The organism is Janthinobacterium sp. P210005 (assembly GCF_036231865.1).
GTDB lineage: Bacteria > Pseudomonadota > Gammaproteobacteria > Burkholderiales > Burkholderiaceae_D > Janthinobacterium > Janthinobacterium kumbetense.
On sequence record NZ_JAZARC010000004.1, the window covers coordinates 305,677 to 327,481 of the forward strand.

Annotated in this window: 24 protein-coding genes; 15 read left to right on the forward strand and 9 right to left on the reverse strand. The window is 63.4% G+C overall.

Annotation, left to right across the window (positions count from 1 at the left end; all coding sequences use genetic code 11):
* The first annotated feature begins 64 nt into the window (after positions 1-64).
* On the forward strand, positions 65-838 hold the full coding sequence (locus VPH40_RS18045) for a glycine-rich domain-containing protein (protein ID WP_328574111.1): 774 nt from the start codon (positions 65-67) through the stop codon (positions 836-838).
* A gap of 87 nt (positions 839-925) precedes the next feature.
* Here VPH40_RS18045 and VPH40_RS18050 read toward each other — a convergent pair whose 3' ends face one another.
* The 4 genes from VPH40_RS18050 to VPH40_RS18065 all read right to left on the reverse strand — a co-directional run bounded on the left by VPH40_RS18050 (position 926) and on the right by VPH40_RS18065 (position 3,129).
* Positions 926-1,165 carry a hypothetical protein gene (locus VPH40_RS18050; RefSeq protein WP_029496207.1) on the reverse strand — a complete coding sequence of 80 codons (240 nt, stop codon included), beginning with the start codon at positions 1,163-1,165 and terminating at the stop codon, positions 926-928.
* Between the two features lie 242 nt (positions 1,166-1,407).
* On the reverse strand, positions 1,408-1,632 hold the full coding sequence (locus VPH40_RS18055; protein ID WP_251349881.1) for a hypothetical protein: 225 nt from the start codon (positions 1,630-1,632) through the stop codon (positions 1,408-1,410).
* A gap of 235 nt (positions 1,633-1,867) precedes the next feature.
* On the reverse strand, positions 1,868-2,128 hold the full coding sequence (locus tag VPH40_RS18060; RefSeq protein ID WP_034759943.1) for a hypothetical protein: 261 nt from the start codon (positions 2,126-2,128) through the stop codon (positions 1,868-1,870).
* A gap of 83 nt (positions 2,129-2,211) precedes the next feature.
* Positions 2,212-3,129 (reverse strand): SDR family oxidoreductase, encoded by a 918-nt coding sequence (locus VPH40_RS18065; protein ID WP_328574112.1) that lies wholly within the window; start codon positions 3,127-3,129, stop codon positions 2,212-2,214.
* Positions 3,130-3,141: 12 nt separating this feature from the next.
* On the opposite strand from VPH40_RS18065, the gene VPH40_RS18070 reads away from it, so the two are divergent.
* The 5 genes from VPH40_RS18070 to VPH40_RS18090 all read left to right on the forward strand — a co-directional run bounded on the left by VPH40_RS18070 (position 3,142) and on the right by VPH40_RS18090 (position 8,040).
* Entirely contained in the window at positions 3,142-4,167 is a 1,026-nt protein-coding gene (locus VPH40_RS18070) for a CDP-6-deoxy-delta-3,4-glucoseen reductase (protein ID WP_251349880.1), read from the forward strand.
* A gap of 71 nt (positions 4,168-4,238) precedes the next feature.
* Positions 4,239-5,510: an MFS transporter gene (locus VPH40_RS18075; protein WP_328574113.1), complete on the forward strand. Its 1,272-nt coding sequence runs from the start codon at positions 4,239-4,241 to the stop codon at positions 5,508-5,510.
* Positions 5,511-5,548: 38 nt separating this feature from the next.
* Positions 5,549-6,214, forward strand: coding sequence for a DUF1345 domain-containing protein (locus VPH40_RS18080; protein ID WP_099665226.1), 666 nt, complete (start codon positions 5,549-5,551; stop codon positions 6,212-6,214).
* A gap of 224 nt (positions 6,215-6,438) precedes the next feature.
* Entirely contained in the window at positions 6,439-6,816 is a 378-nt protein-coding gene (locus VPH40_RS18085; protein ID WP_034781728.1) for an HPF/RaiA family ribosome-associated protein, read from the forward strand.
* 258 nt (positions 6,817-7,074) lie between these two features.
* Positions 7,075-8,040: a GGDEF domain-containing protein gene (locus VPH40_RS18090; RefSeq protein WP_092612043.1), complete on the forward strand. Its 966-nt coding sequence runs from the start codon at positions 7,075-7,077 to the stop codon at positions 8,038-8,040.
* A gap of 106 nt (positions 8,041-8,146) precedes the next feature.
* Here VPH40_RS18090 and VPH40_RS18095 read toward each other — a convergent pair whose 3' ends face one another.
* Entirely contained in the window at positions 8,147-8,761 is a 615-nt protein-coding gene (locus VPH40_RS18095) for a DUF5610 domain-containing protein (RefSeq protein WP_289899920.1), read from the reverse strand.
* Between the two features lie 147 nt (positions 8,762-8,908).
* Between VPH40_RS18095 and sbcB the strand changes: the two genes are divergently transcribed.
* Positions 8,909-10,357 carry an exodeoxyribonuclease I gene (gene sbcB / locus VPH40_RS18100; RefSeq protein WP_328574114.1) on the forward strand — a complete coding sequence of 483 codons (1,449 nt, stop codon included), beginning with the start codon at positions 8,909-8,911 and terminating at the stop codon, positions 10,355-10,357.
* 43 nt (positions 10,358-10,400) lie between these two features.
* Here the strand turns inward: sbcB and pyrF are convergent, their stop codons facing one another.
* Positions 10,401-11,225 carry an orotidine-5'-phosphate decarboxylase gene (gene pyrF, locus VPH40_RS18105; RefSeq protein ID WP_328574115.1) on the reverse strand — a complete coding sequence of 275 codons (825 nt, stop codon included), beginning with the start codon at positions 11,223-11,225 and terminating at the stop codon, positions 10,401-10,403.
* Between the two features lie 167 nt (positions 11,226-11,392).
* On the opposite strand from pyrF, the gene VPH40_RS18110 reads away from it, so the two are divergent.
* The 5 genes from VPH40_RS18110 (at position 11,393) to VPH40_RS18130 (ending at position 15,193) form a co-directional block, all read left to right on the forward strand.
* Complete coding sequence (locus VPH40_RS18110; RefSeq protein WP_034759964.1) at positions 11,393-12,007, forward strand: LemA family protein; 615 nt, start codon at positions 11,393-11,395, stop codon at positions 12,005-12,007.
* Position 12,008: 1 nt separating this feature from the next.
* On the forward strand, positions 12,009-12,845 hold the full coding sequence (locus tag VPH40_RS18115) for a TPM domain-containing protein (RefSeq protein WP_289899917.1): 837 nt from the start codon (positions 12,009-12,011) through the stop codon (positions 12,843-12,845).
* Positions 12,845-13,366 (forward strand): TPM domain-containing protein, encoded by a 522-nt coding sequence (locus VPH40_RS18120; RefSeq protein ID WP_251349873.1) that lies wholly within the window; start codon positions 12,845-12,847, stop codon positions 13,364-13,366. Before VPH40_RS18115 ends, VPH40_RS18120 begins: the two co-directional genes overlap by 1 nt.
* An 87-nt stretch (positions 13,367-13,453) precedes the next feature.
* A complete protein-coding gene (locus VPH40_RS18125; protein ID WP_099665232.1) occupies positions 13,454-14,218 on the forward strand; it encodes an SDR family NAD(P)-dependent oxidoreductase in 765 nt (254 codons plus the stop codon).
* Positions 14,219-14,767: 549 nt separating this feature from the next.
* Positions 14,768-15,193, forward strand: a complete 426-nt coding sequence (locus tag VPH40_RS18130; protein WP_328574116.1) for a VanZ family protein — start codon at positions 14,768-14,770, stop codon at positions 15,191-15,193.
* 21 nt (positions 15,194-15,214) lie between these two features.
* On the opposite strand, the gene VPH40_RS18135 is transcribed toward VPH40_RS18130, so the two are convergent.
* Positions 15,215-15,493, reverse strand: a complete 279-nt coding sequence (locus tag VPH40_RS18135) for a hypothetical protein (protein WP_143451371.1) — start codon at positions 15,491-15,493, stop codon at positions 15,215-15,217.
* Positions 15,494-15,713: 220 nt separating this feature from the next.
* Between VPH40_RS18135 and VPH40_RS18140 the strand changes: the two genes are divergently transcribed.
* Positions 15,714-16,202, forward strand: a complete 489-nt coding sequence (locus tag VPH40_RS18140; protein WP_328574117.1) for a hypothetical protein — start codon at positions 15,714-15,716, stop codon at positions 16,200-16,202.
* Positions 16,203-16,319: 117 nt separating this feature from the next.
* On the opposite strand, the gene VPH40_RS18145 is transcribed toward VPH40_RS18140, so the two are convergent.
* Entirely contained in the window at positions 16,320-17,447 is a 1,128-nt protein-coding gene (locus tag VPH40_RS18145) for a peptidase M24 (RefSeq protein ID WP_328574118.1), read from the reverse strand.
* A gap of 194 nt (positions 17,448-17,641) precedes the next feature.
* Complete coding sequence (locus tag VPH40_RS18150; RefSeq protein WP_289913371.1) at positions 17,642-19,147, reverse strand: dipeptidase; 1,506 nt, start codon at positions 19,145-19,147, stop codon at positions 17,642-17,644.
* Between the two features lie 214 nt (positions 19,148-19,361).
* Here VPH40_RS18150 and VPH40_RS18155 point away from each other — a divergent pair, with 214 nt between their 5' ends.
* Both VPH40_RS18155 and VPH40_RS18160 read left to right on the forward strand, forming a co-directional pair.
* Positions 19,362-20,360, forward strand: a complete 999-nt coding sequence (locus tag VPH40_RS18155; RefSeq protein ID WP_289918190.1) for an LLM class flavin-dependent oxidoreductase — start codon at positions 19,362-19,364, stop codon at positions 20,358-20,360.
* 223 nt (positions 20,361-20,583) lie between these two features.
* Complete coding sequence (locus VPH40_RS18160; protein ID WP_251349868.1) at positions 20,584-21,804, forward strand: MFS transporter; 1,221 nt, start codon at positions 20,584-20,586, stop codon at positions 21,802-21,804.
* The last annotated feature ends 1 nt before the right edge of the window (position 21,805 follow it).

Sequence of the window (21,805 nt, forward strand, 5' to 3'; positions counted from 1 at the left end):
ACACACGCGCCGCTTTCCCTTGTTTCACCGTATTTCCCACAACGCTCTTTACCAAAGGACATTCATGGATACGAACGACAGTTTCAAGGCTATTGCCGATTTGAATTTGGACGCGATCAAGGTCAAACTGATGCACCGGGAGTCAGGCGAAGGATGGAGTCTGGAGAAGGCCAACGCGGTGGAATTCGAATACCGCCGCTTCCTGATCCTGATGAAACAGTTTCCGCAAGAAGAGACGGCGCCCTTGATGGATGTCGATACCTTCTGGCACTACCACATCCTCGATACCCTGAAATATGCGGCCGACTGCGAACAGGTGTTCGGCTACTTCCTTCATCACTTCCCCTACATCGGCTTGCGCGGCGAGGACGACGAAGCGGCGCACCATCGCGTGGGCGAGCGCATGAAGCAGTTGTATGAACAAACGTTCGGGGAAGATTATATCCGCGCTGAAACCGCGTATTCGGGGCGCGCCGTACAGGCGGCGTATTCGGGACGTGCGGTGCAGGAAACGGCTTACTCGGGCCGCGCCGTGCAAACGGCGTTTTCCAGTGCGGCGGTGCAAGCGACGGCTTACTCGGGCCGGGCCGTGCAAACGGCGTTTTCCAGTGCGGCGGTGCAAGCGACGGCTTACTCGGGCCGGGCCGTGCAAACGGCGTTTTCCAGTGCGGCGGTACAGGCGACGGCGTATTCGGGCCGCGCGACCGGGGCTGCCAACACCGCATTTTCCAGCGCCCCTGCCTCACTGGCCGCAGCGGTGGTCAAGTCGTCCTCGACTGGCCTGGAAATGGGGCGCTTCTATGTCGATCGTCCGGTGCTGAACCGCGACCCGCAATAGAAAAGCGGAAAACAGATGTGGCTGCCGCACGCGGCAAGCCTGACGTACCCAGACGGCACCTCTCAGTTTGCCGTCTGTCAGGCGCTCTTAGGCAGCCATCAACTCGCGCAGTTCACGAATGCTGAAATCGCTGATTTCATGCATGCGGATGAGGATCGTGGCGCCGATCGGCAAGGTATTGTGACGAATCTTGCTGATGACCGGTGGCGCCACTTCCAGGGCTCGCGACAAGGCGGCATCGTTTTTCAGTTGCAGCTTGTCGATGATCGCATCGAGGACGCGATTCGGGTTATAGGTAGGCAAAGAGGTAATTTGTTTGAGAGACATGATCGAAAATCCGTACTTGTTGTATTAGAGCAAAAAGAAACCGAATGTCTCTTCTGCAATAATTCAGGGTAAACACACTAAAAAGCGCCATCACTTATGCGGCTTTTACGCCGCAAACAATATAATACACGCTATTGTTGATTTTTGCGTAACTTAACGCAAAATTGTGATAATTGAAGAGAATTGACGCACTTGGAATGTGCTAGAGGATAACTCAAATTGGAAAAATTTGCTGCAAGTCATCAATTTTTACGATGAGCAACACCGCTATGCATGAGCCAAGCTATGGCCATGAGGGCGCTCAGACGCGCCATTTCGGCAGATAGATGCCAGCCTTGCGCGGCCACGCCGGCCGGGGTGGCAAGCGGGCACGTGCCCGAAACGGCATCCACGCGGCACCAGGCCAGTTGCCGGCGGATTTCATCGGGCGGCGGCGGCGGCTGCAGCGCACGTTCGCGACGGCGCATGTAAGCGCGTACCTGTTCCTTGCTGGGGTGACTCGTAGCTCGCATGGCTCGCTCCTGCTGACGGGAAACAGCGTCACGCTATGCAGAGCCCGTCACAAGAGCCCAGACGCGTGACGACATTGCTCACCATATCGCCAGCGCGCCATGACGCGTTTGCGCTGCGTCAAAGGTCACGGCCCCGGTGTTGCGCCGAGACCCGTACTGCGCCATGGCCCCAGCGGCCAGGCCCATATTCTTATTTCTTTTGCTGGCGCACGCGCTGCTGCTGCTTTTCCTGCGTTTGCTGGCGATTCTGCTTGCGCTCGAACAAGGTGACCGCATCTTTCTTGGCTTGTTCGACGGTACGCATTTCCTCATGCGCATCGTGCGGGACAAAAAATTCGGCGTCCTGCGCGGCCACGACGAGCTTGATGGCGGCCTCGTCGTCGAGGTCGTACAGTTCCGTCAGGACGGTGGTGACCTCGTCCAGGTATTCTTCGTAAGTGAGGGTGCTCATGCTGTAGTCCTTAAGTGAGTGGCGCAGCGCGGGAACGGCGCGCTGCGCGCCGGCCCAGCAAAGTGCGCAGATAACCGGCCATTTTACCCGATGCCGGCGCCATCGGCTGCCATCGCCTGCAAGGCATCGGCCACGCGCGCGTAGCGCAGGCGCACGCCCAGCTCGCGCTTGAGGCGGGTATTGTGCAGGCGGCGCGATTCGGACATGAACGACAGCAGCATCGGCGTGACCACTTGCCGCAGCTCGGCCCGCGGCAGGCGCGGCGGGCGCGGCAGGCCAAACGTATCGGCCACGGCATCGAAATACTCGGCCATCCTGAGTTCGCTGTCATCGCTGGCGTGATACACGCGTCCCGGCTTGCCCCGCCACAGGGCCCGCTCGATGACGCGCGCCAGGTCATCGGCATGGATATGGTTGGTGTACACATCGTCGCTAGCCTCCAGGGCTGGCGTGCCTTCGCGCAAGCGCTTCAGCGGCAGGCGGTCTTGCGCATAAATGCCCGGCACGCGCAGGATGGCCACGCTGGCGCCGCGGCGCGCGCCCCAGCCGCGCAAGACCTGTTCGGCGTCCACGCGCCGCTTCGCGCGCGCATTCGCCGGCGCCGTCGGCCGCGTCTCATCGACCCAGGCGCCGCCGCAATCGCCATACACGCCGCTGGTGCTCACATACACCATGCGTGCATGCTCGGGTAAAATGGCGACCAGATTGCGCGTGCGCCGGTCCAGCAAGCCCGACGACATGGGCGGCGCCAGGTGCACGACCATCGTCGCCAGTCCCGCCAGCCGTTTCAGGCTGGCGCGCTCGTCGAGGTTGGCCACGATGGGCACGGCGCCGGCCGCCCGCAACTGCGCGCAGCGCGCTGGCTGGCTGGTGACGGCAAAGACGCGAAAGCGCGCGCGCAGCAGGGGCAGCAGCCGCATGCCGACGTCGCCGCAGCCCAGGATCAGCAAGCGCGGCAAGCCTAACGGCTTGCGCAAAGAGTGCATTAACATATTTTTCATCTCAAGGATTGTATGACTTTTCAAATTACTGTTCAGCCCAGCGGCCACCAATTCAGCTGCGAAGCGGACGAAACCGTCCTGTCGGCGGCGATACGCGCCGGCGTCGGCCTGCCGTACAGCTGCAAAAGCGGTGCCTGCAGTTCCTGCAAGGGCAAGATCGTGTCCGGCAGCGTACAGCATAAGCCATACCAGGCCCGCTCCCTGACGGAAGATGAAGCGGCGGCCGGCTACTCGCTGCTGTGCTGCGCCGTGCCCCAGGGCGACCTGGTGGTGCAGGCGCGCGAAGTGGCGGGCAGCAGCGATTACCCGATCAAGAAAATGCCGTCGCGCGTGACCACCATCGAGAAAGTCGCGCCCGACGTCGTCGTGCTGACCCTGCAATTGCCAGCCAGCGAGCGCCTGCACTACCGCGCCGGACAGTATATCGAAATCATGCTGCGCGACAACAAACGCCGCAGCTACAGCATGGCCAGCGCGCCCGTCGAAGGCGGCCCCGTGAGCCTGCACGTCCGCCACATGCCGGGCGGCCTGTTCACCGACCAGGTGTTCGGCAGCATGAAGGAGCGCGACATCCTGCGCTTCGAAGGCCCGATGGGTACCTTCTTCCTGCGCGAAGATTCCGACAAGCCCGTCGTGCTGCTGGCCTCGGGCACGGGCTTTGCCCCCTTGAAAGCCATCGTCGAGCACATGATCAACGAGCAATCGCCGCGCCCGATCACCCTGTACTGGGGCGGCCGCCGTCCGCACGACCTGTACATGGACGCCCTGTGCCGCCAGTGGGCCGCCGACTTGCCGCAGTTCACCTATGTGCCCGTCGTGTCGGACGCGCTGCCGGAAGACGCGTGGCAAGGCCGCACGGGCTTCGTGCACCAGGCCGTCATCGCCGACTTGCCCGACATGTCCGCGTATCAAGTGTATGCCTGCGGCGCACCGATCGTCGTCGAGTCGGCCAATCGCGATTTCGTGCAATTGTGTCAATTGCCGGCCGACGAGTTTTACGCGGACGCCTTCACCACGGAAGCCGACCTGGCCAAGTAAGCATCCAGGCAGCGGGGTGCTGCTGGCGCGGCATCCGCTGCCGCTCCACCCCGCTGTTTCCTGGAAATTTCATGTCTCTCGCCTCTGCCGGCAACGGCTTCAGTATCCTGCGTCACCGCAACTTCGCCTGTTATCTTTCCGCCCGCGTGCTGGGCACGGTGGCCGTGCAGATGCAAAGCGTGGCCATCGGCTGGCAGGTGTACCAGATCACGGGCAGCCTGTTCGACCTGGGCCTGATCGGCCTGGCGCAATTCGCCCCCTTCCTCGTGCTCATCTTGCCGGCCGGCCACGTGGCCGACCGCTACAACCGCCGCAACATCATCGCGTGGTGCCTGGCGGCGCAACTGGCGTGCGCGCTGGCCCTGCTGGCGTTTACGTTAAGCAATATTTCCGTCGTCTGGCCCGTGTTTGCCGTGCTGGTGCTGTTCGGCAGCGCGCGCGCCTTCATGATGCCGGCCACGCAAGCCGTGCTGGTCAACATGGTGCCCACGCAACACTTCAGCCGCGCCGTCGCGCTCAGTTCGTCGAGCTCGCACGTGGCCATCATCCTCGGCCCCACTCTGGGCGGCTTGCTGTACTACTTCGGCCCCAAGGTGGTGTATCTGATCTCGTCCGCGCTGCTGGTCGTGTCCGTCCTGCTGATGCGCGCCACCACCCCGGCGCCGCAAGTGGTGAAACGCGAACCCGTCAGCTGGCATACCCTGCTCGAAGGCTTGCGCTTCGTCTGGTCGAAGCCCATCGTGCTGGGCGCCATTTCGCTCGACCTGTTTGCCGTGCTGTTCGGCGGCGCCACGGCCCTGCTGCCGGCGCTCGCGCATGACGTGCTGCATGCCGGACCCAGCGGCCTGGGCTTGCTGCGCACGGCGCCGGGCGCCGGCGCCGCCCTGTGCTCGATCGCGCTGGCCATGTTTCCCATCACGCGCCGCGTGGGCGCGTGGATGTTCGGCGGCGTGGCCGTCTTCGGCCTGGGCACCCTGGTGCTGGGCAGCACCAGCTATTTCCCGCTGGCCCTGGCGGCGCTGTTCCTGATGGGCGCCGGCGACATGGTCAGCGTCTACATCCGCCACCTGCTGGTGCAGTTCGAGACGCCGGACGAGATCCGCGGCAGGGTCAGCGCCGTGAACGCCGTCTTCATCGGCGCCTCGAACGAGCTGGGCGAATTCGAATCGGGCTTGACGGCCGGCTGGTTCGGCCTCGTGCGCGCCGTGCTCTTCGGCGGCGCCGCCACCCTGGCCGTGACGGGCGTGTGGGCCGTGCTGTTCCCCGTGCTGTCGCGCATGGACCGCTTCCCCCACCACGAGAAGGAAGCGGCCGCCAGGACGGCCACCGCGGCGAGCGCATAAGGTCTAAGATGCGCTATCCTCACTGACGAATCCGCACCATGAAAATCACGCTTCCATTCCACGGCTTCATCCGCAGCCGCCCCCACCTGAGCATGGCCACGGCCATCGGCGTGGCGGCCGGCCTGCTGCTGCCCGCATCCTGGCAACAGATGACGCGCCTGCTGACGGCGTGGAATGTCGCCGTCTGGTTCTACCTGGCAACGATGGCCTGGATGATGATGCGCGCCAACCACCACAAGGTCAAAGCCATGGCGGCGCGCCAGGATGAGCGGGCGGCAACCGTCCTGTCGGCCCTGTCCGTCGCATCCGTGATGAGCCTGGTAGCCATCGTTTCGCAGCTGTCCTCGATGAAAGACATGGCGCCGGACGAGCGCGCGCTGCATTACGGCCTGACGATCCTCACCCTGGTCGGTTCCTGGTTCCTCGTCGGCACCCTGTTCTGCTTTCACTATGCCCACCTGTACTACCAGGCCGATCCCGCGCTGCGCCCCCTGAAGTTTCCCGACGACGAGCAAAGCCCCGACTACTGGGATTTCCTGTATTTCGCCTTCACCATCGCCGTCGCCGTGCAAACGTCGGACGTTTCCGTGCAGACGCGCATGATGCGGCAAATCGTGCTGGGACAATCCGTGCTGAGCTTTTTCTTCAACCTGGTCGTGCTGGGGCTGTCGATCAATATCGCGGCCGGTCTCATCAATGGCTGAGGGTAAATAATTTCGTAGTGGAAACTTGACCTGGCTGAAGGGTTAAGCTCATCTTAATCGTGCGCACCCTCTTGAAATACTGGAAAGAGGAGTAAGATAAGTCATGCACAGGGATCAAGTGCATGAGGCAAGAACCAGGCGCCGACGCGCCCTGGCAGCGGGTTTGCCCACTGCCATGCAAGGCGCCTGAGATGGGTTTTTTTTGAATTGACAGGAGTAAGCATATGCAAATCAATATTCATACCGACAGCACCATCGCCAACACCGCTGGACTGAACGAACATGTGCAATCCGTACTTGAAAGCGCACTGAACCGCTTCCGCGACAACCTGACCCGCATCGAAGTCCACATCAGCGACACGAATGGCCCGAAAGGCGGCGCCGACGATATCCGCTGCGTCATGGAAGCACGCGTTGCTGGCTATCAACCGATCGCCGTGACCGAACAGAACGCCACCGTGCATCAATCCGTTGCCGGCGCCACCGATAAACTGAAACGCGCCATCGATAGCGCCCTGGGCCGCCTGCAAGACAGCAAGCGCCACGCCACCGGCAAGAATGCCGTGATCGATACGGCCGAAGCGGAAGAAACCGCCGAGTAATCCCCACCCGCAGGATTTCCAGAGACTGAGGCAGCCGTTCAAGGCTGCCTTTGCACATCCGGCCCGCCTTTCGCGCGCGGCAATATCCATAACAAAACCACAAGCATTCCAGCGTATTGACGCGGCAATGAAATAATTGTCGTATTTCTCACAGTAAGTGACCTCAAGCAAGCCTTTGGCGTTACAGCCAAGGCCGCTTTACGCTATCATGAAGCTACCGGCCCCCTGCTCGCGCGCCGGCTTTTTGAAAGTGTGATTGTGGAACAGATCGGCAACTTCGGCGCTTCAGGCTGCAACATCGGCGATTTACAGCTATTTCGCGATGGGGCGGATAGCCAGACGGCCGCCATGCTGGCGCCCTGCCCCGTGATGCGCCTGGAAGCGGGCGAAGCCATTGCCGACACGCAAGGCGCCAGCCTGTACATCGTCCTGCGCGGCTCGCTGGCCGTGGCCGCCGACACCCACACGGGCATGGATGACGGCACCGTCAGCAAGGTCTTGCCCGGCGAAAGCGTGGGCGAACAATCGGTGCTCGATGAAGCGAGCAACCTGGCCGCCATTTCCGCCCTGGAAGAAACCGATTTGCTGGTGATCGACGCGGCCATCGTCTGGGAATTGATCGAACAGTCGAACGGCCTGGCGCGCAACCTGCTGCGGCTGCTGTCCTTCCGCATCCGCGCCGCCAATGCCCTGCTGCGCCGGCGCCAGAAACTGGGCGAATTCTACCGCCAGCTGTCGATGGTCGACAGCCTGACGGGCTTGTACAACCGCGCCTGGCTGACGGATTTACTGCCCAACATGATCGTCACGGCCCACGCCAGCGGCTCGCCGCTGTCGCTGGTGATGATAGACCTCGACCATTTCAAGCGCTTCAACGACACGCACGGCCACCAGGCGGGCGACCAGGCACTGCGCATCGCCGCGCAAGTGCTGGGCGCGGCCCTGCGGCCCACGGATTTCGCCGTGCGCTACGGTGGCGAGGAAATGATGGTGATCTTGCCCGATACCAACGAACACGTGGCCTTGCGGGTGGCCGAGCGCTTGTGCGAGCGCATGCAGCTCGCCGTCATCTTCGCCGACATGCGCAGCGCCTTGCCGCACATCACGGGTTCCTTCGGCGTGGCCAGCCTGGCGGCCGAACAGGACGACCATGCGCTGATCGCCGCGGCCGACGCGGCGCTGTACCGGGCAAAAGCCGGCGGCCGCAACCGGGTAAGCACCTGATAAAAAGCCCATGGCGTCGTTGCATTGCCTCGTCGTACATTCGTACTGCCTTCGGCAATGCGCCTAGCCCTGGACATTTTCTCAGGCGCTTCCGGCGTAATAATGATCAGGCGGCCTTGCTGTCGGCCGGCTTGGCGGCATCATCCTTCTTGCTGCTGTGCGCGGCGATGAAGTCGGCATAGCCCTTTTGCACCAGCTCGTACGTCTTGTCGATATTGCCGGCGATGTCGCCATTCAGCACTTTCAAGCCGCCCAGGATGTCGCGCGCTTCCTTGAAGCCTTTTTCCATGCCGCCGCTGATGGTGTCCATGAACTTGGTCAGGGCCGTATCGTCGTCCAGGCCGGGATTTTGTTTCTTGAAGGCATCAAAAAATCCCGTCGACAGCGATACAATGCGGTTCGCCGTCGCTTCGGCGCTGTTGTCCTGCGAAGCCGCGTTCTGGATCGCGTCCTCGCCGTACTGCCCCTTCAGCGCTTCATTGATGTTGGTGATGGCCGTCTTGTACAGCAGCGCCAGCGGTTCGTTCTCGGAACCGATCGACACGTTCAGCGACGCCTGCATGATGGACGCGTTCAATTGCAGCTTGGTGCGGTCATTCACGCTCATTTCAGCGTTGACGCCGTCCTTTTGCTGGACTTTATCGTCCTTGCCGGCAACGCCCGTACTGACGGAAGTCACGGAAGGGGTGGAATTGCCGCTTGCGGCGATGGGAATTGACACGATAGACCTCCTTGAACGGGCAATGTATGCCACCATGCGGGAAACGCGATGATGACCATCCTCTCGTGTAGTATCGGCAGGTTTTCAGAAAACTGTAGCAGCGGCCGCTTTTGGCGGCCCGGATAACCAATCAAGCAACGACCATCAATGACTAACCAGACCTTTCTTTGGCACGACTACGAAACCTTTGGCGCCCAGCCGCGCCGCGACCGCCCGGCCCAGTTCGCCGCCATCCGCACGGATGCCGACCTCAACGAGATCGGCGAACCCATCATGCTGTATTGTCAGCCTGCCAATGATTTCCTGCCCGACCCGCAATCGTGCCTGATCACGGGCATCACGCCGCAACAGTGTCTGCAGCTGGGCGTGCCCGAACACCAGTTCGCCGCCACCATCGAAGCGGCCTTTTCGGAGCCAGGCACCATCGGCGTGGGCTACAACACCATCCGTTTCGACGATGAAGTCACGCGTTTCCTGTTCTGGCGCAACCTGATCGACCCGTATGCGCGCGAATGGAAGAACCATTGCGGCCGCTGGGACATCCTCGACGTGGTGCGCATGACGCATGCGCTACGCCCGGAAGGCATCGCATGGCCGAAGCGCGACGATGGCCAGACCAGTTTTAAACTGGAACACTTGAGCAAGGCCAATGGCCTGGTCCACGAAGCGGCGCATGATGCACTGTCCGACGTGCGCGCCACCATCGCCCTGGCACGCCTGATCAAGGAAAAGCAGCCGAAACTGTTCGAATTCTGCCTGGCCCTGCACAAGAAGGACAGGGTCGCCAGCGAAATGGGCATGCACCTGGCCGCCAGCGAGCGCCAGCCCTTCCTGCACGTGTCGGGCATGTTCCCCGCCGAACGGGGCTGCCTGGGCGTCGTCTGGCCGCTGGCCACGCATCCGAGCAATAAAAATGAAATCCTCGTCTGGGATTGCGCCTATGACCCGCGCGAACTGTTTACCCTGGACGCCGACACCATCCGCACGCGCTTGTTCACGCGCAAGGACGCCATGCCGGAAGGCATGACGCGCCTGCCCGTGAAAAGCGTGCACCTGAACAAGTCGCCCATGCTGGTCGGCAATTTAAAGACCTTGTCGCCAGCCATGGCCGCGCAATGGAGCATCGATCTGGACGCGGCGAAGGTCAACGCGCAATTCGCCGCCACGGCGCCGAACATGGATGCCGTCTGGGCCGAAGTGTTCCAGCGCCCGGGCGCGAATGCCGCGCTGGACGTGGATGAAGATTTGTACAATGGTTTCGTCAGCAACGATGACCGCCGCCTGCTCGAATCGCTGCGCCGCGACACGCCGGCCAAGCTGGCCACGGCCCGCCCCTCGTTTGCCGATGAACGCCTGCAGGAACTGCTGTTCCGCTACCGCGCCCGCAATTTCCCGCAAACCCTGAGCGAAGCGGAAAGCCTGCGCTGGGAACAGCACCGCGCCGCCCGCCTGTTCGACGGCGACGCCGGCGCCCGCACCATCGAAATGCTGTTTACGGAAATCGACGTGCTGTCGGAATCCGTCGATGAGCGGGGCGAGGAAATTCTGGGAGAACTCTACGATTACGCAGAGATCGTCGCACCACAGCGTGACTAAATGCAAAATGCCGGGCTAGCCCGGCATTTTTTATGCATGCGACTTAAACCGCGCGGTGTTGATTGATCGCATCGCGCGTTTCAATCGCCACGCGGCGCGCCGCGTCGGCGAAGTCTTCGCCCGCCTGCGGCGTGGCATAGATGATGGCGCGCGACGAGCTGATCATCATGCCCATGCCGTTCGCCGTCTGGCCCGCGCCGACGGTGGCGGCGATGTCGCCGCCCTGGGCGCCGATGCCCGGCACCAGCAGCGGCATGTCGCCGACGATGGCGCGCACCTGCGCCAGTTCTTCAGGGAAGGTGGCGCCGACGACGAGCGCGCACTGGCCGTTTTTATTCCACTTTTCGGCCACCAGGCGCGCCACGCGCTGGTACAGCGGTTCGCCGTCCGTATTCAGGAATTGCAGGTCCGAGCCGCCCGGGTTCGACGTGCGGCACAGGATGATCACGCCGCGGTCTTTCCACGCCAGGTAGGGATCGAGCGAATCCTCGCCCATGTACGGGTTCACGGTGACGGCGTCGGCGCCGTAGCGCTCGAACGCTTCGCGCGCGTATTGCGTGGCCGTCGCGCCGATGTCGCCCCGTTTCGCGTCGAGGATCAGCGGGATGTGCGGATAATTCTCGCGCACGTAGCGGCAGATGTCTTCCAGCTGCTTTTCCGCGCCCAGCGCGGCAAAATACGCGATCTGCGGCTTGAAGGCGCAAGCCAGGTCGGCCGTGGCATCGATGATGCGCGTGCAAAAGGTGGTGATTCCATCAGGCAGGTCGCGCAGTTCGGCCGGCAGTTTCGCCAGGTCGGGGTCCAGGCCCACGCACAGCAGGGAATTATTGGCCGTCCACGCGGCGGATAATTTATTGATGAAATTCACGGCACACCTTCTCTATATTCAGTTGCAAACCCCGTATTGTAACGCGGCGCAGGCTTGCCACGGCGTCACAAGGCGGTCGGGGCCGGCGGCCGGCGCTTATTAAACCGACATTACGGGCCGTTTCAGGTATATTTGCCTCACCTCCCTTACTCTGCACGGAACCCATCATGCAAATCACCAATCAATTCACCAAATGGCTGCGCCTGGCGCTGAGCGTCACCGTCCTGGCCGGCATCCTGACGGGCTGCGGCTACAACGACTTCCAGAGCAAGGATGAAGCCACCAAGGCCGCCTGGGGCGAAGTGGTCAACCAGTACCAGCGCCGCGCCGACCTGATCCCCAACCTGGTCAATACCGTCAAGGGCTATGCCACGCACGAGCGCGAAACGCTGGAAGCGGTGACCAAGGCGCGCGCCGCCGCCACCAGTTTCCAGATCACGCCCGAAGTGCTGAACGACCCGGCCGCGTTCGAGAAATTCCAGCAAGTGCAGGGGCAGCTGTCGTCGGCCCTGTCGCGCCTGATGGTGGTGTCCGAGAAATACCCGGACTTGAAGGCCGACACCAGCTTCCGCGACTTGCAGTCGCAGCTGGAAGGCACGGAAAACCGCATCACCGTGGCGCGCCAGCGTTACATCGTCGCCGTGCAGGATTACAACGTGCATGCGCGCAGCTTCCCGAACAACCTGACGGCCATGGTCTTCGGCTACAAGGTCAAGCCATCGTTCACGGTGGAAAATGAAAAAGCCATCTCGACCGCACCGACCGTCAACTTTGGCAAATAAGATGAAAGCCTGGTCCTATCTCGCGGCGCTGGCGACGGCGCTGCTGCTGTGGACGATGCCGCCAGCCGGCGCACAGGGCTTGCAGCCCGTGCCGCCGCTGGCCGCGCGCGTGACGGACAACGCCGGCATGCTGGACGCCAAGCAAAAGGCGGCGCTGGAAGGCGTGCTGGCCGATTACGAAGCCAAGACGGGCAGCCAGATCGCCGTGCTGCTGGTCAAGAGCACGGAACCGGAAGCCATCGAGCAATACAGCATCCGCGTGACGGATGCCTGGAAGCTGGGCCGCAAGGGCGTCGATGACGGCGTGCTGCTGATGGTGGCGAAGGACAACCCCTCGTCCCTGCGCCGCCTGCGCATCGAGGCGGGCCGTGGCGTGCAGGGCGTGCTGACGGATGCGCAATCGAAACGCATCCTGCAAGACGTGATCGCCCCCCATTTCAAGCAAAACGATTACTACGGCGGCCTGGTGGCCGGCGTGGGCTCGATTGCCACCCTGCTGAACCAGGAGCAATTCCCCGCTGCGGCACAGCAAAAGGCGCCAGCCACCGTGGAAGCGGGCGGCATGACCTTTTGGCTGCCGCTGCTGTTCTTCGGCTTCCTCGTCGTGCTGACCCTGTTCCGCTCGCGCGGCGGGCCGACGCGGCTGCAGCGCGGCAGCAACTGGTCCAGCGGCGCCACCGGTGTCGTGCTGGGCAGCATCCTCAGCCAGGCGCTGAACAACCGCGGCGGTGGCGGCTTCGGCGGCGGCGGTGGTTTTGGCGGTGGCAGCAGTGGCGGCGGTGGTTTCGGTGGCGGCGGCGGAGGATTTGACGGCGGCGGCGCCTCGGGAGATTGGTAATGACGAAACAACTGACATTCGGACAACGCTGCGGACGGGCATTGAAACATTTGCGGGGCACGCCGGCGACGGCGCGGCACGCCTTTCCCGAACGCACCCTGAAAGCCATCGAGACGGCCATCGCCGGCGGTGAAGCGATGCACCAGGCGGAAGTGCGCCTGATCGTCGAAGCGGCCCTGACGCCGGGCATGGCGTACCAGGGCGTGAGCAACCGCGAGCGGGCGCGCGAACTGTTCGCCCAGTATGGCGTGTGGGATACGGAAGACAACGTCGGCGTGCTGATCTACATCAACCTGGCCGAGCACCAGGTCGATATCGTGGCCGACCGCAACGTGGGCCGCCGCGTCACGCCGGAACAGTGGCAAGCCGTGTGCCGCACCATGACCAAAGGGTTCAAGGATGGCAATTACCACGACAGCACCCTGGAAGCGCTGGCGCAGCTCAATACCCTGCTGCAAAGCCACTTCCCCGCCAACGGCACGCGCGGCAACCAGTTGCCGAACGAGCCCATCCTCCTCTGATTCCTGCCCAGGGATTAAAATCTGCCCATTGCCGCGCGGGCTGGTGTTCCTGTCAGCGCGGCCCCCATACCCCGCCGAGGAGCACACATGAAATTAGTCAATAAAACCGCCATCGTCACGGGCGCCACGCAAGGCATCGGCCTGGCTTGCGCCACCCGCCTGATCGCCGAAGGGGCGCAAGTGATGCTGGTCGACATCAAGGAAGAAGGCGCACAGGCGGCCGCTGCCCTCGGCCCGCAGGCGCGCTTCTTTTGCGCCGACGTCAGCCAGAAGGCGGACGTGGACGCCATGCTGAAGGAAACCCTGGCGCAGTTCGGCCACATCGATATCCTCGTCAACAATGCGGGCGTCACGCACGCGGCCGACTTCCTCGACGTCTGCGAAGACGATTTCGACCGGGTCATGCGCATCAACCTGAAATCGATGTTCCTGTGCGGCCAGGCCGTGGCGCGCGAAATGGTCAAGCGCAACAGCGGCTGCATCATCAACATGTCCAGCGTGAATGCGGAACTGGCCATTCCGAACCAGGTGCCGTACGTGGTGTCGAAGGGCGCCATCAACCAGCTGACCAAGGTCATGGCCCTGAACCTGGCCTCGCACGGCGTGCGCGTCAACGGCATCGGGCCAGGCACCATCCTGACGGAACTGGCCAAGCAGGCGGTGCTGTCGAGCCCGGAAGCGCGCCACACGATTTTGTCGCGCACGCCGCTGGGCCGCTGCGGCGAACCGGAAGAAGTGGCCGGCATCGCCGCCTTCCTGGCCAGCGACGACGCCACCTACATGACGGGCCAGACCATCTATGTCGATGGCGGGCGCATGGCGCTCAATTACACGGTGGCCGTGAAGGAATGAAGGCAGGCGCGGCAAGTTATATCAAAAAAGAATAATGGTTATCCGAAAAGATCATTAGACACATATCGTGCAACGCAGCATAATGCACCTGTCTCCACTATTCTCCTCCAAGAAAATAGTTTTAAGCCCGCTTTCACCAGCGGGCTTTTTTTTCGCTATCAGTCTTGAAACATGGCTATTCTTGCCATGCTCCACACTCTTTCCGACAATTTGCGCTGCCGCAAAAAAATGTTGCGGCGTGTCATCAGGCCGTCATCTTCACCTCCTATACTTGCTTCATCTGCTGTACAGGCAACCGATATGCCTGACTACAGACAGGTGTGCCGCGATGGCACACCACTCCCCTTTCATGACCGTGGCGGGCGCCCGCAAGGCGCACGACATGGTAAGTACCGAGCAACTCTCAACTCTTGACCCATTTCATTTGGGTTTTTGGCCCGCGCCCCCGCGGGCCTTTTTTTTGCCCGTCCAGCAAGCTCTTGCGCAAAAACACGGTGGCCCGCCCTGCCCATGATATTGTGGCGTCCTTTCCACCTGTCCTGACGCCTCATGCTCGCACCCTTGCCCGAACTGTGTTTTGCCGACCGTTACGAACGCCTGCGCTACCGCACCGCGCTGGTGCTATATGTGCTGGTGATCCTGATCGGCGATATTCCCGGCGTGCGCGCGGACGTGGGCCAGTATGCGTCGGGCGGCGTGCTGCATTCCTTCGGTTATGGCGTGCTGGCCCTGATCCTGTTCAGCGGCACGGGCGGCGGCATGGCGCGCCGGGCGCTGCTGTCGGTGCTGATGGTGGCGGCCATGGGCGCGCTGGACGAATTCATCCAAAGTTTCCTGCCCTACCGCCATGGCGCCGTCAGCGACTGGGTGGTCGATATCACGGCCGCCACGGCAGTCTGCCTGCCGCTGTATTTCCTGTGGCCGAAAATGGTCGCCGCCGCCCTTGGCAAGGACGCGCCGCTGCCCGAAGCCTGAACGGGGGATGGCTCGCGCCCGTCAGGCGCGGTCCGCTTCGCTATCCTGCAATGCCAGCCGCAACTGTCCCTGGCCCCGCTTGCCCAGTCGCCGCATCAGGGCGCGCGTCTCGCGCCGGCTGCCGGCCCCCATGGCGCGTGCCGTATCGCGCTGCATCTCCAGCAACTGTTCCGAGCGCGCCAGCCGCACCAGGCCATGCAAGGCCTGGGCCAGCACATGGCGCGCACGGACATCGTGCGCAGTGCCGCCGATGGCCAGCACCAATTCATCGATCAGTTTTGCTGTAGGGCCAGATGACATTTTTTCTCCCGATTGAACAGTGAGGAAACGTGCAGCCGCACGAAGTGGTAATTGCCAGCATCGTTTATACCAAGCACGGCAATTAGACACTTGATCTAGCTCAATCGACAATGACGGCCGCCGAACATCCCTGTTCCGCCATGCTCTTACATGCAGCAATCGCCGCCATCCGCATCACCGCGGGTGCCGATCCTGAGTGTGCGACCATGAGGAGACCAAGATGAGATCAAAAACCACCCTGCTGCTGACCGGCCTGACATGCGCCTTGCTGGCAGCCTGCCATTCCACGGACAAAACCAGTCTGGCGCGCAGCAATAGCGGCGAAACCTATGCCGCACCGGCTGGCACGACGCCGCAAAGCAGCACGGCCAGCACCGCCAGCAGCACGGCCGCCGATACCAGCAACGCCCAGAGCGCCATGAGCAGCGACATGCGCAACGACGCGAACCAGTCCACGATGAACATCAGCTCGGCCACGGTGCAGTCGATAGAAACCGTGCCGCGCAGCATGGACCAAGGCAGTGGCGACATGCAGGCGGGCACGTCGGGCACGGCCGGCAGCACCTCGGGGGCGGCGGGCAACATGCTGTACCGCGTCACCTTGCGCCTGGACGACGGCACGACGCGCACCTTTGTGCAAAACACCCAGCCCGCCTTCCAGATCGGCGACAAGGTCAGCGTGCAAAAAGGCGTGATGCAGCGCTATTGATCGGTATATTGATCGGTATCAACGCTGGCCGGCGCTGGCCGATTTCCTCCACGCCTGGCCGCACTTGGCACGTACTTGGCGCGCACTTGATACGCAGTTGGCACGCAGTTATCATTTTCAAGCCAAGGCCAGGGTCAGCGGCCGGCTGCGCCCCTGCACCAGGGCCGAGGGCCAGGCCGGGTCATGCGTCAGGTTGTGCAATTGGCTGCCGTCGAGCAAAAACGTGTCTTCCACCGTACTGCCGGGCAGGCTGGGGTGGAAGGCCAGCGCCATGCCCCGCTTGAGGATGATTTCCGTGTGCGCGCCGGCCGCCACTTCGGGCGCCAGGTAGCCGTGGATGCCGCCCTGCCGGCTGGTGCGCACCGTGTCGGGCTGGCCTGCATACGCGTAGGCGCTGTCGAGCGCGTGATACACCATGCTCAGCGCATGGCCCGTTTCGCAAGCATCGAGCGCCACCGCTTCCAGCGCCAGCATGGCCGCATCGGCATCGTCCATGACCACCGCCGCGCCATCGGCGCGATGCAGCGCCGGGCCGAAGCGCCGTTGACGGCTGAGGCTAGCGCACAGGCCGAAACGCCGTGCGCACAGGGCCAGCACGGCTTGCGGGCCCAGCTCCACCTGGGCTGGCGGTGCGCGACGATACCGCTGTTGACGCTCCGCCCCGCTGACCAGCACGTGCACGGCCTGCAAGCCCCGCAGCCACAACGCCCGCGCGCAGGCGGCAGCCAGTTCCAGCTCGCTCCAGTCGGGGCGGGCCTGGCGCAACGCATCCGCGGCCGCGCGGGCAGCCAGCTGCCCCACCTGCCGGTAGCGCAGCTGTTCCGATTCCAGCAGCACCAGACGCTCTTCGCGCAAAGCTACGGGCAGGCTGCGTTCGTGCAAACCCGGCCGGTCGGACAGGACCGGCGCGCCCCCGGCCGCATGCTGCACGAAATGCTCGCGCAATTCATACAGCTGCGGCTGCATCCAGGGCGACACTTGCCACGTCCATGGCCCGCGCACCTCTTCCTCGCGCATGCGCATGGCTTCGGCTTCGTCCGTCAAGATATAGGCGGCGTCGCGCGTCACCAGCACTTCCGCGCAGCCGCACTCGGCCGTATGGTAGTGGCTGTTCGACGCGCCCGCCGTGGCCCACGCAAACCAATCCACGCCGCGCAGGCGCACGGCGCCGGCACGCTGGTCTTCCAGCCAGCCCCGCATCTGCGCCAGCTTGTGCGCCACTTCCAGTTCCAGCGGCCAGTTCATGACCGCCCCTCGTGCGGGCGCCGGCGCGGCGCCACGCCGCCTGCCCTGCCTGGCGCCAGCCGGGTCTCCTGTTGTGCATGCATAGCTGCTCCCTTCCTACATGGAAACGTAAGACCGGCGCCCCCATCAAAAGTTCAGTGCCCGGATGCGTCTCAGGCTTGCAGTCTATGACTTCCCTCTGTTTTTGCAAGCCGCTATTTCGCCAGCTCGATCAGGACAGCCGTGTACATCTGTAGATTCAGCAGCAGCTGTTTTTCCGTGATGAACTCGTGTTCGGAATGCCCCGTGTACACGGTGTGCGGCATGGCCGGGCCGAAGCTGACGGCGTTCGGGAACAGGCGCGAATTGGTGCCGCCGCCGATGGCGACCGGTTGCGGATGCGCGATGCCCGTGTAGTGCCCGAACACGGACAGCAGGGTGGGAATCTGCGGCGCGTCCGTCTGCAGCCACGGTTCGCCGATCTGCACCTGCAGGGTAGCGGGTACCTGGCGCCGCGCCTTCCAGCCATCGAAGGCGGCCGTCACCTGCTGCTGCAGCACGGCCGCCGTCTTGCCTTGCGGACGGCGCAGGTTGATGTTCAGTTCCAGCGCGCCGCCATCTTGCTTGAGCACGGTAGGCGCTACCGTCATCGGTCCCATGAAGCCGTCGCGGTAGGCGATCTGGCCGAAGCGCTCGCCGTAGATGCCGGTACCCACCAGTTCATTCAGGAACGACAGCATGTCGGCCGCCTGCGTGCCCTGCCAGGGCTGCACGGCCAGCGCGTCGGCCAGCATGCTGATGGCGTTGACGCCGTCTTCCGGCTTCGACGAGTGGGCCGACACGCCCAGCGCCGTTACCGTCAAGGTATCGCCAGTGCGCGCGTAGCTGTAGCGCACGCCCTGCTGGCCCTGCGCGCGGGCGCGGATGGCCGCTTCCAGCGCGGCTGGCGCGTGGTCGATCACGGCTTGTGCGTCTTCCGGGATCTGGCTGCCGAAAAAGCCGCCCGCCAGCTTCGCCAGCACGGGGCCGCCCTTGGCCGGCAAGGCCGTGCGCGGCGGCAGGGTCAGCTTGATGGAACCGTAGCCCTTCTCGGCCGTCACCACCGGGTATTCCGCATCGATGGTGATGTTGACCTGCGGCGGCGTATGGGTTTTCAGGAATTGTTTCAACGGTTCCCAGTCCGATTCCTCGGCCATGTACACGTACAGCTCGATGCGCTTGCTCAGCGGCACCTGCTTGTCCTGGATGGCTTTCATCGCATACAGGGCCGTGGCGATGGGCCCCTTGTCGTCTTCCGTGCCCCGTCCCAGCAGCTTGCCCGGTTCGCTGCTGCGGTCCAGCTCGAACGGCGAACGGGCCCATTTCGCGGGGTTCACAGGCTGCACGTCGCCATGCGTGATCACGCCCACCCGTTCGCTGCCGCTGCCCATGCCGATGATGAGCACGTGGCCGTGATCCTGGAAGTCGAATCCCAGGCGCTGCGCCTCGGCCGCCAGGTAGCGCTTGAAGCCCGTGTGCTGTGGATTGTCGGCAAAGGGCACGGCCGGGTCGGCCACCGTGTTGTAGCTGATCATCTTCGCCAGGCTGGCGATCAGCGGTTCCGGATAGGTGGCCAGCGCGTAGCGGGCCGTGTCCTGCGCCTGCTGGCTGACGGGCGCGGCGTGAACGGAGGGCTGCAGCAGCAGGCTCATCAAAGTCAGCAGGATGGGTTTCTTGAACATGGCGGGGCGCATAAAGTAGGGAGGCCAACTCTAGCATCGCCCGCACCGATTTCCAATCGATACGAGTTTTTTACCGATCAGTACGCAAATTCCCGATTCGCATTATCATGTGCACAGCCTGTCATCCCTGCCGCTTCCAAGGCCGACCCTACTGGGGTCAGGGGATAGACAAATCGTCCATTGTGATTTTCCACCACGTCCCGATATCGCTACCATGATTCCATTTTCCATACTCGACCTGGCCCCCATCGCCGAAGGCAGCGACGCCAGCCAGTCGTTCAAGAACACGCTCGACCTGGCGCAGCACGGCGAGCGCTGGGGCTACAACCGCTACTGGCTGGCCGAACACCACGGCATGCCCGGCATCGCCAGCGCCGCCACGGCCGTCGTGATCGCCCATGTGGCGGCCGGTACCAAGACCATCCGCGTGGGCGCGGGCGGCGTCATGCTGCCGAACCACTCGCCGCTGGTCATCGCAGAACAGTTCGGCACCCTGGAAGCGCTGCATCCAGGCCGCATCGACCTGGGCCTGGGCCGCGCGCCCGGCTCCGACCAGACGACGGCGCGCGCCCTGCGCCGCGACCTGCAATCCGACGCGGAACAGTTTCCGCAAGACGTGCTGGAATTGATCGACTACATGTCCGACGAGCCGCGCCAGCGCGTGCTGGCCGTGCCCGGCAAGGGCGCGAAAGTACCCGTGTGGATACTCGGGTCCAGCCTGTTCGGCGCCCAGCTGGCCGCCCACCTGGGCTTGCCGTATGCATTCGCCTCGCACTTCGCGCCGCAGATGATGATGCAAGCCGTGGCGTATTACCGCGAACACTTCAAGCCGTCAAAACAATTGGCGAAACCGTACGTGATGCTGGGCTTTAACGTGTTTGCAGCCGACACGGATGAGCAAGCGCACTTGCGCGCCACGTCGATGCAGCAAGCGTTCGTCAACCTGCGCACGGGCCGCCCGTCGCGCCTGCAGCCGCCCGTGCCCGGTTACCTGGAACAATTGGGTCCGCAGGAACGCGCCATGCTCGATTCCGTCCTGTCGTGCACAGCCATCGGCGCGCCGGACACCGTCAAGGCGAAGATGGCCGCCTTCATCGCCGAAACGGGCGCCGACGAGCTGATGATCACTTCGCAGATCTTCGACCACCAGCACCGGCTGCGCTCGTATGAAATCACGGCGCAGGTGCATGCGGAGCTGGCCCGGCAACAGTAACTGAACGTTTTCCTCCCTCGGTATATCCCCCTATACCCTTTTCCCGGCCGTCGGCAACGATCGCCGGGATTTTTTTGCCTGGCGTGTTTCCCTGCCGTTTTGCCTGCCGTTTTGCCTGCCGTCTTGCCTATCCCCTGCCGCAAAATCGGCCCGGCCCGGCAGGAAATGTGCAGCCCCGCTATCATGCTCATCCAAAAGCATTATTCCAAGAAAGCTGTACCGCATGAAATCTGCAAGCTCTTCCGTCGATGCCAGCACCCTGCTGAGCTCCACCCGCATCCTGTTATTCGCCCTGTCCGCCGGCGTGCTCGTCGCCAGCCTGTATTACGTGCAGCCGCTCACGTCCATGCTGGCTGCCTCGTTCGGCGTCAGCGTGCCGCAAGCCGGTTACCTGGTCACGGCCACGCAGATCGGCTACGTGCTGGGCATCGTGTTCCTCGTGCCCCTCAGCGACGTGCTGAACCGCCGCCAGTTGCTGACGTGGATGCTGATCGCCAAGATCGGCGCCTTGCTGCTGGCCGCTACCAGCCAGAATATTATCGTCTTTGCCATCGCCAGCGTCTTGATGGGGATCACGTCCAGCGCATTGATGGTCGTCACGGCCATGGTGGCGTCGTATGCGCCGGATCACAGCCGGGGCCGCATGGTGGGCACCGTCATGACGGGCTTGTTGCTGGGCATCTTGCTGGCGCGTACCGTGTCCGGCACGGTGTCGCAGATCAGCGGCGGCTGGCGCACCGTCTACGTGCTGGCCGCCATCGTCGTGGCCGCCCTGCTCGTCATGCTGCGCCGCATCCTGCCAAACGAGGCGCCACGCGGCAAGCTGCAATACGGAAAATTGATGGCCTCGCTGGCCGACATCATCCGCCAGGAACCGCTGCTGCGCCAGCGCGCCCTGTTCTCGGGCCTGGGCCTGGGCACCTTCAGCGTGTTCTGGACAGGCCTGACCTTCTTGCTCAGCGGCGCGCCGTATCACTACTCGGAAATGCAGATCGGCCTGTTCGGCCTGGCCGGCGCCACGGGCGCCTTTGCCGCCAACACGGCGGGCCGCATGGCCGACCGCGGCTACGCGCGCCAGGCCACCTGGCTGCTGGCCGTCGCCTCGATCGCAGGCTGGGCCCTGATCGGCTTTGGCGCCCATTCGCTGGTGCTGTTGTTGATCGGCATCGTCCTGCTGGACATGGGCGTGATGGGCCTGCAAGTAACGCACCAATCCATCATCTATAAACTGGCGCCGCATGCGCGGGCAAGGGTTACCACCGTCTTCATCGCGGGCGGCTTCATCGGCGCCTCGGCAGGCTCGGCCCTGGCCAGCGCCAGCTTTGCCGCCGGCGGCTGGCCCGCCCTGTGCATGGTGGGCGGCGCCATGCCGCTGCTGATGCTGCTGGTGTGGAGCAAGTATCGCCACACGCAGCGCCGGCTGGAACGGGCAAGCGCCACCTGAA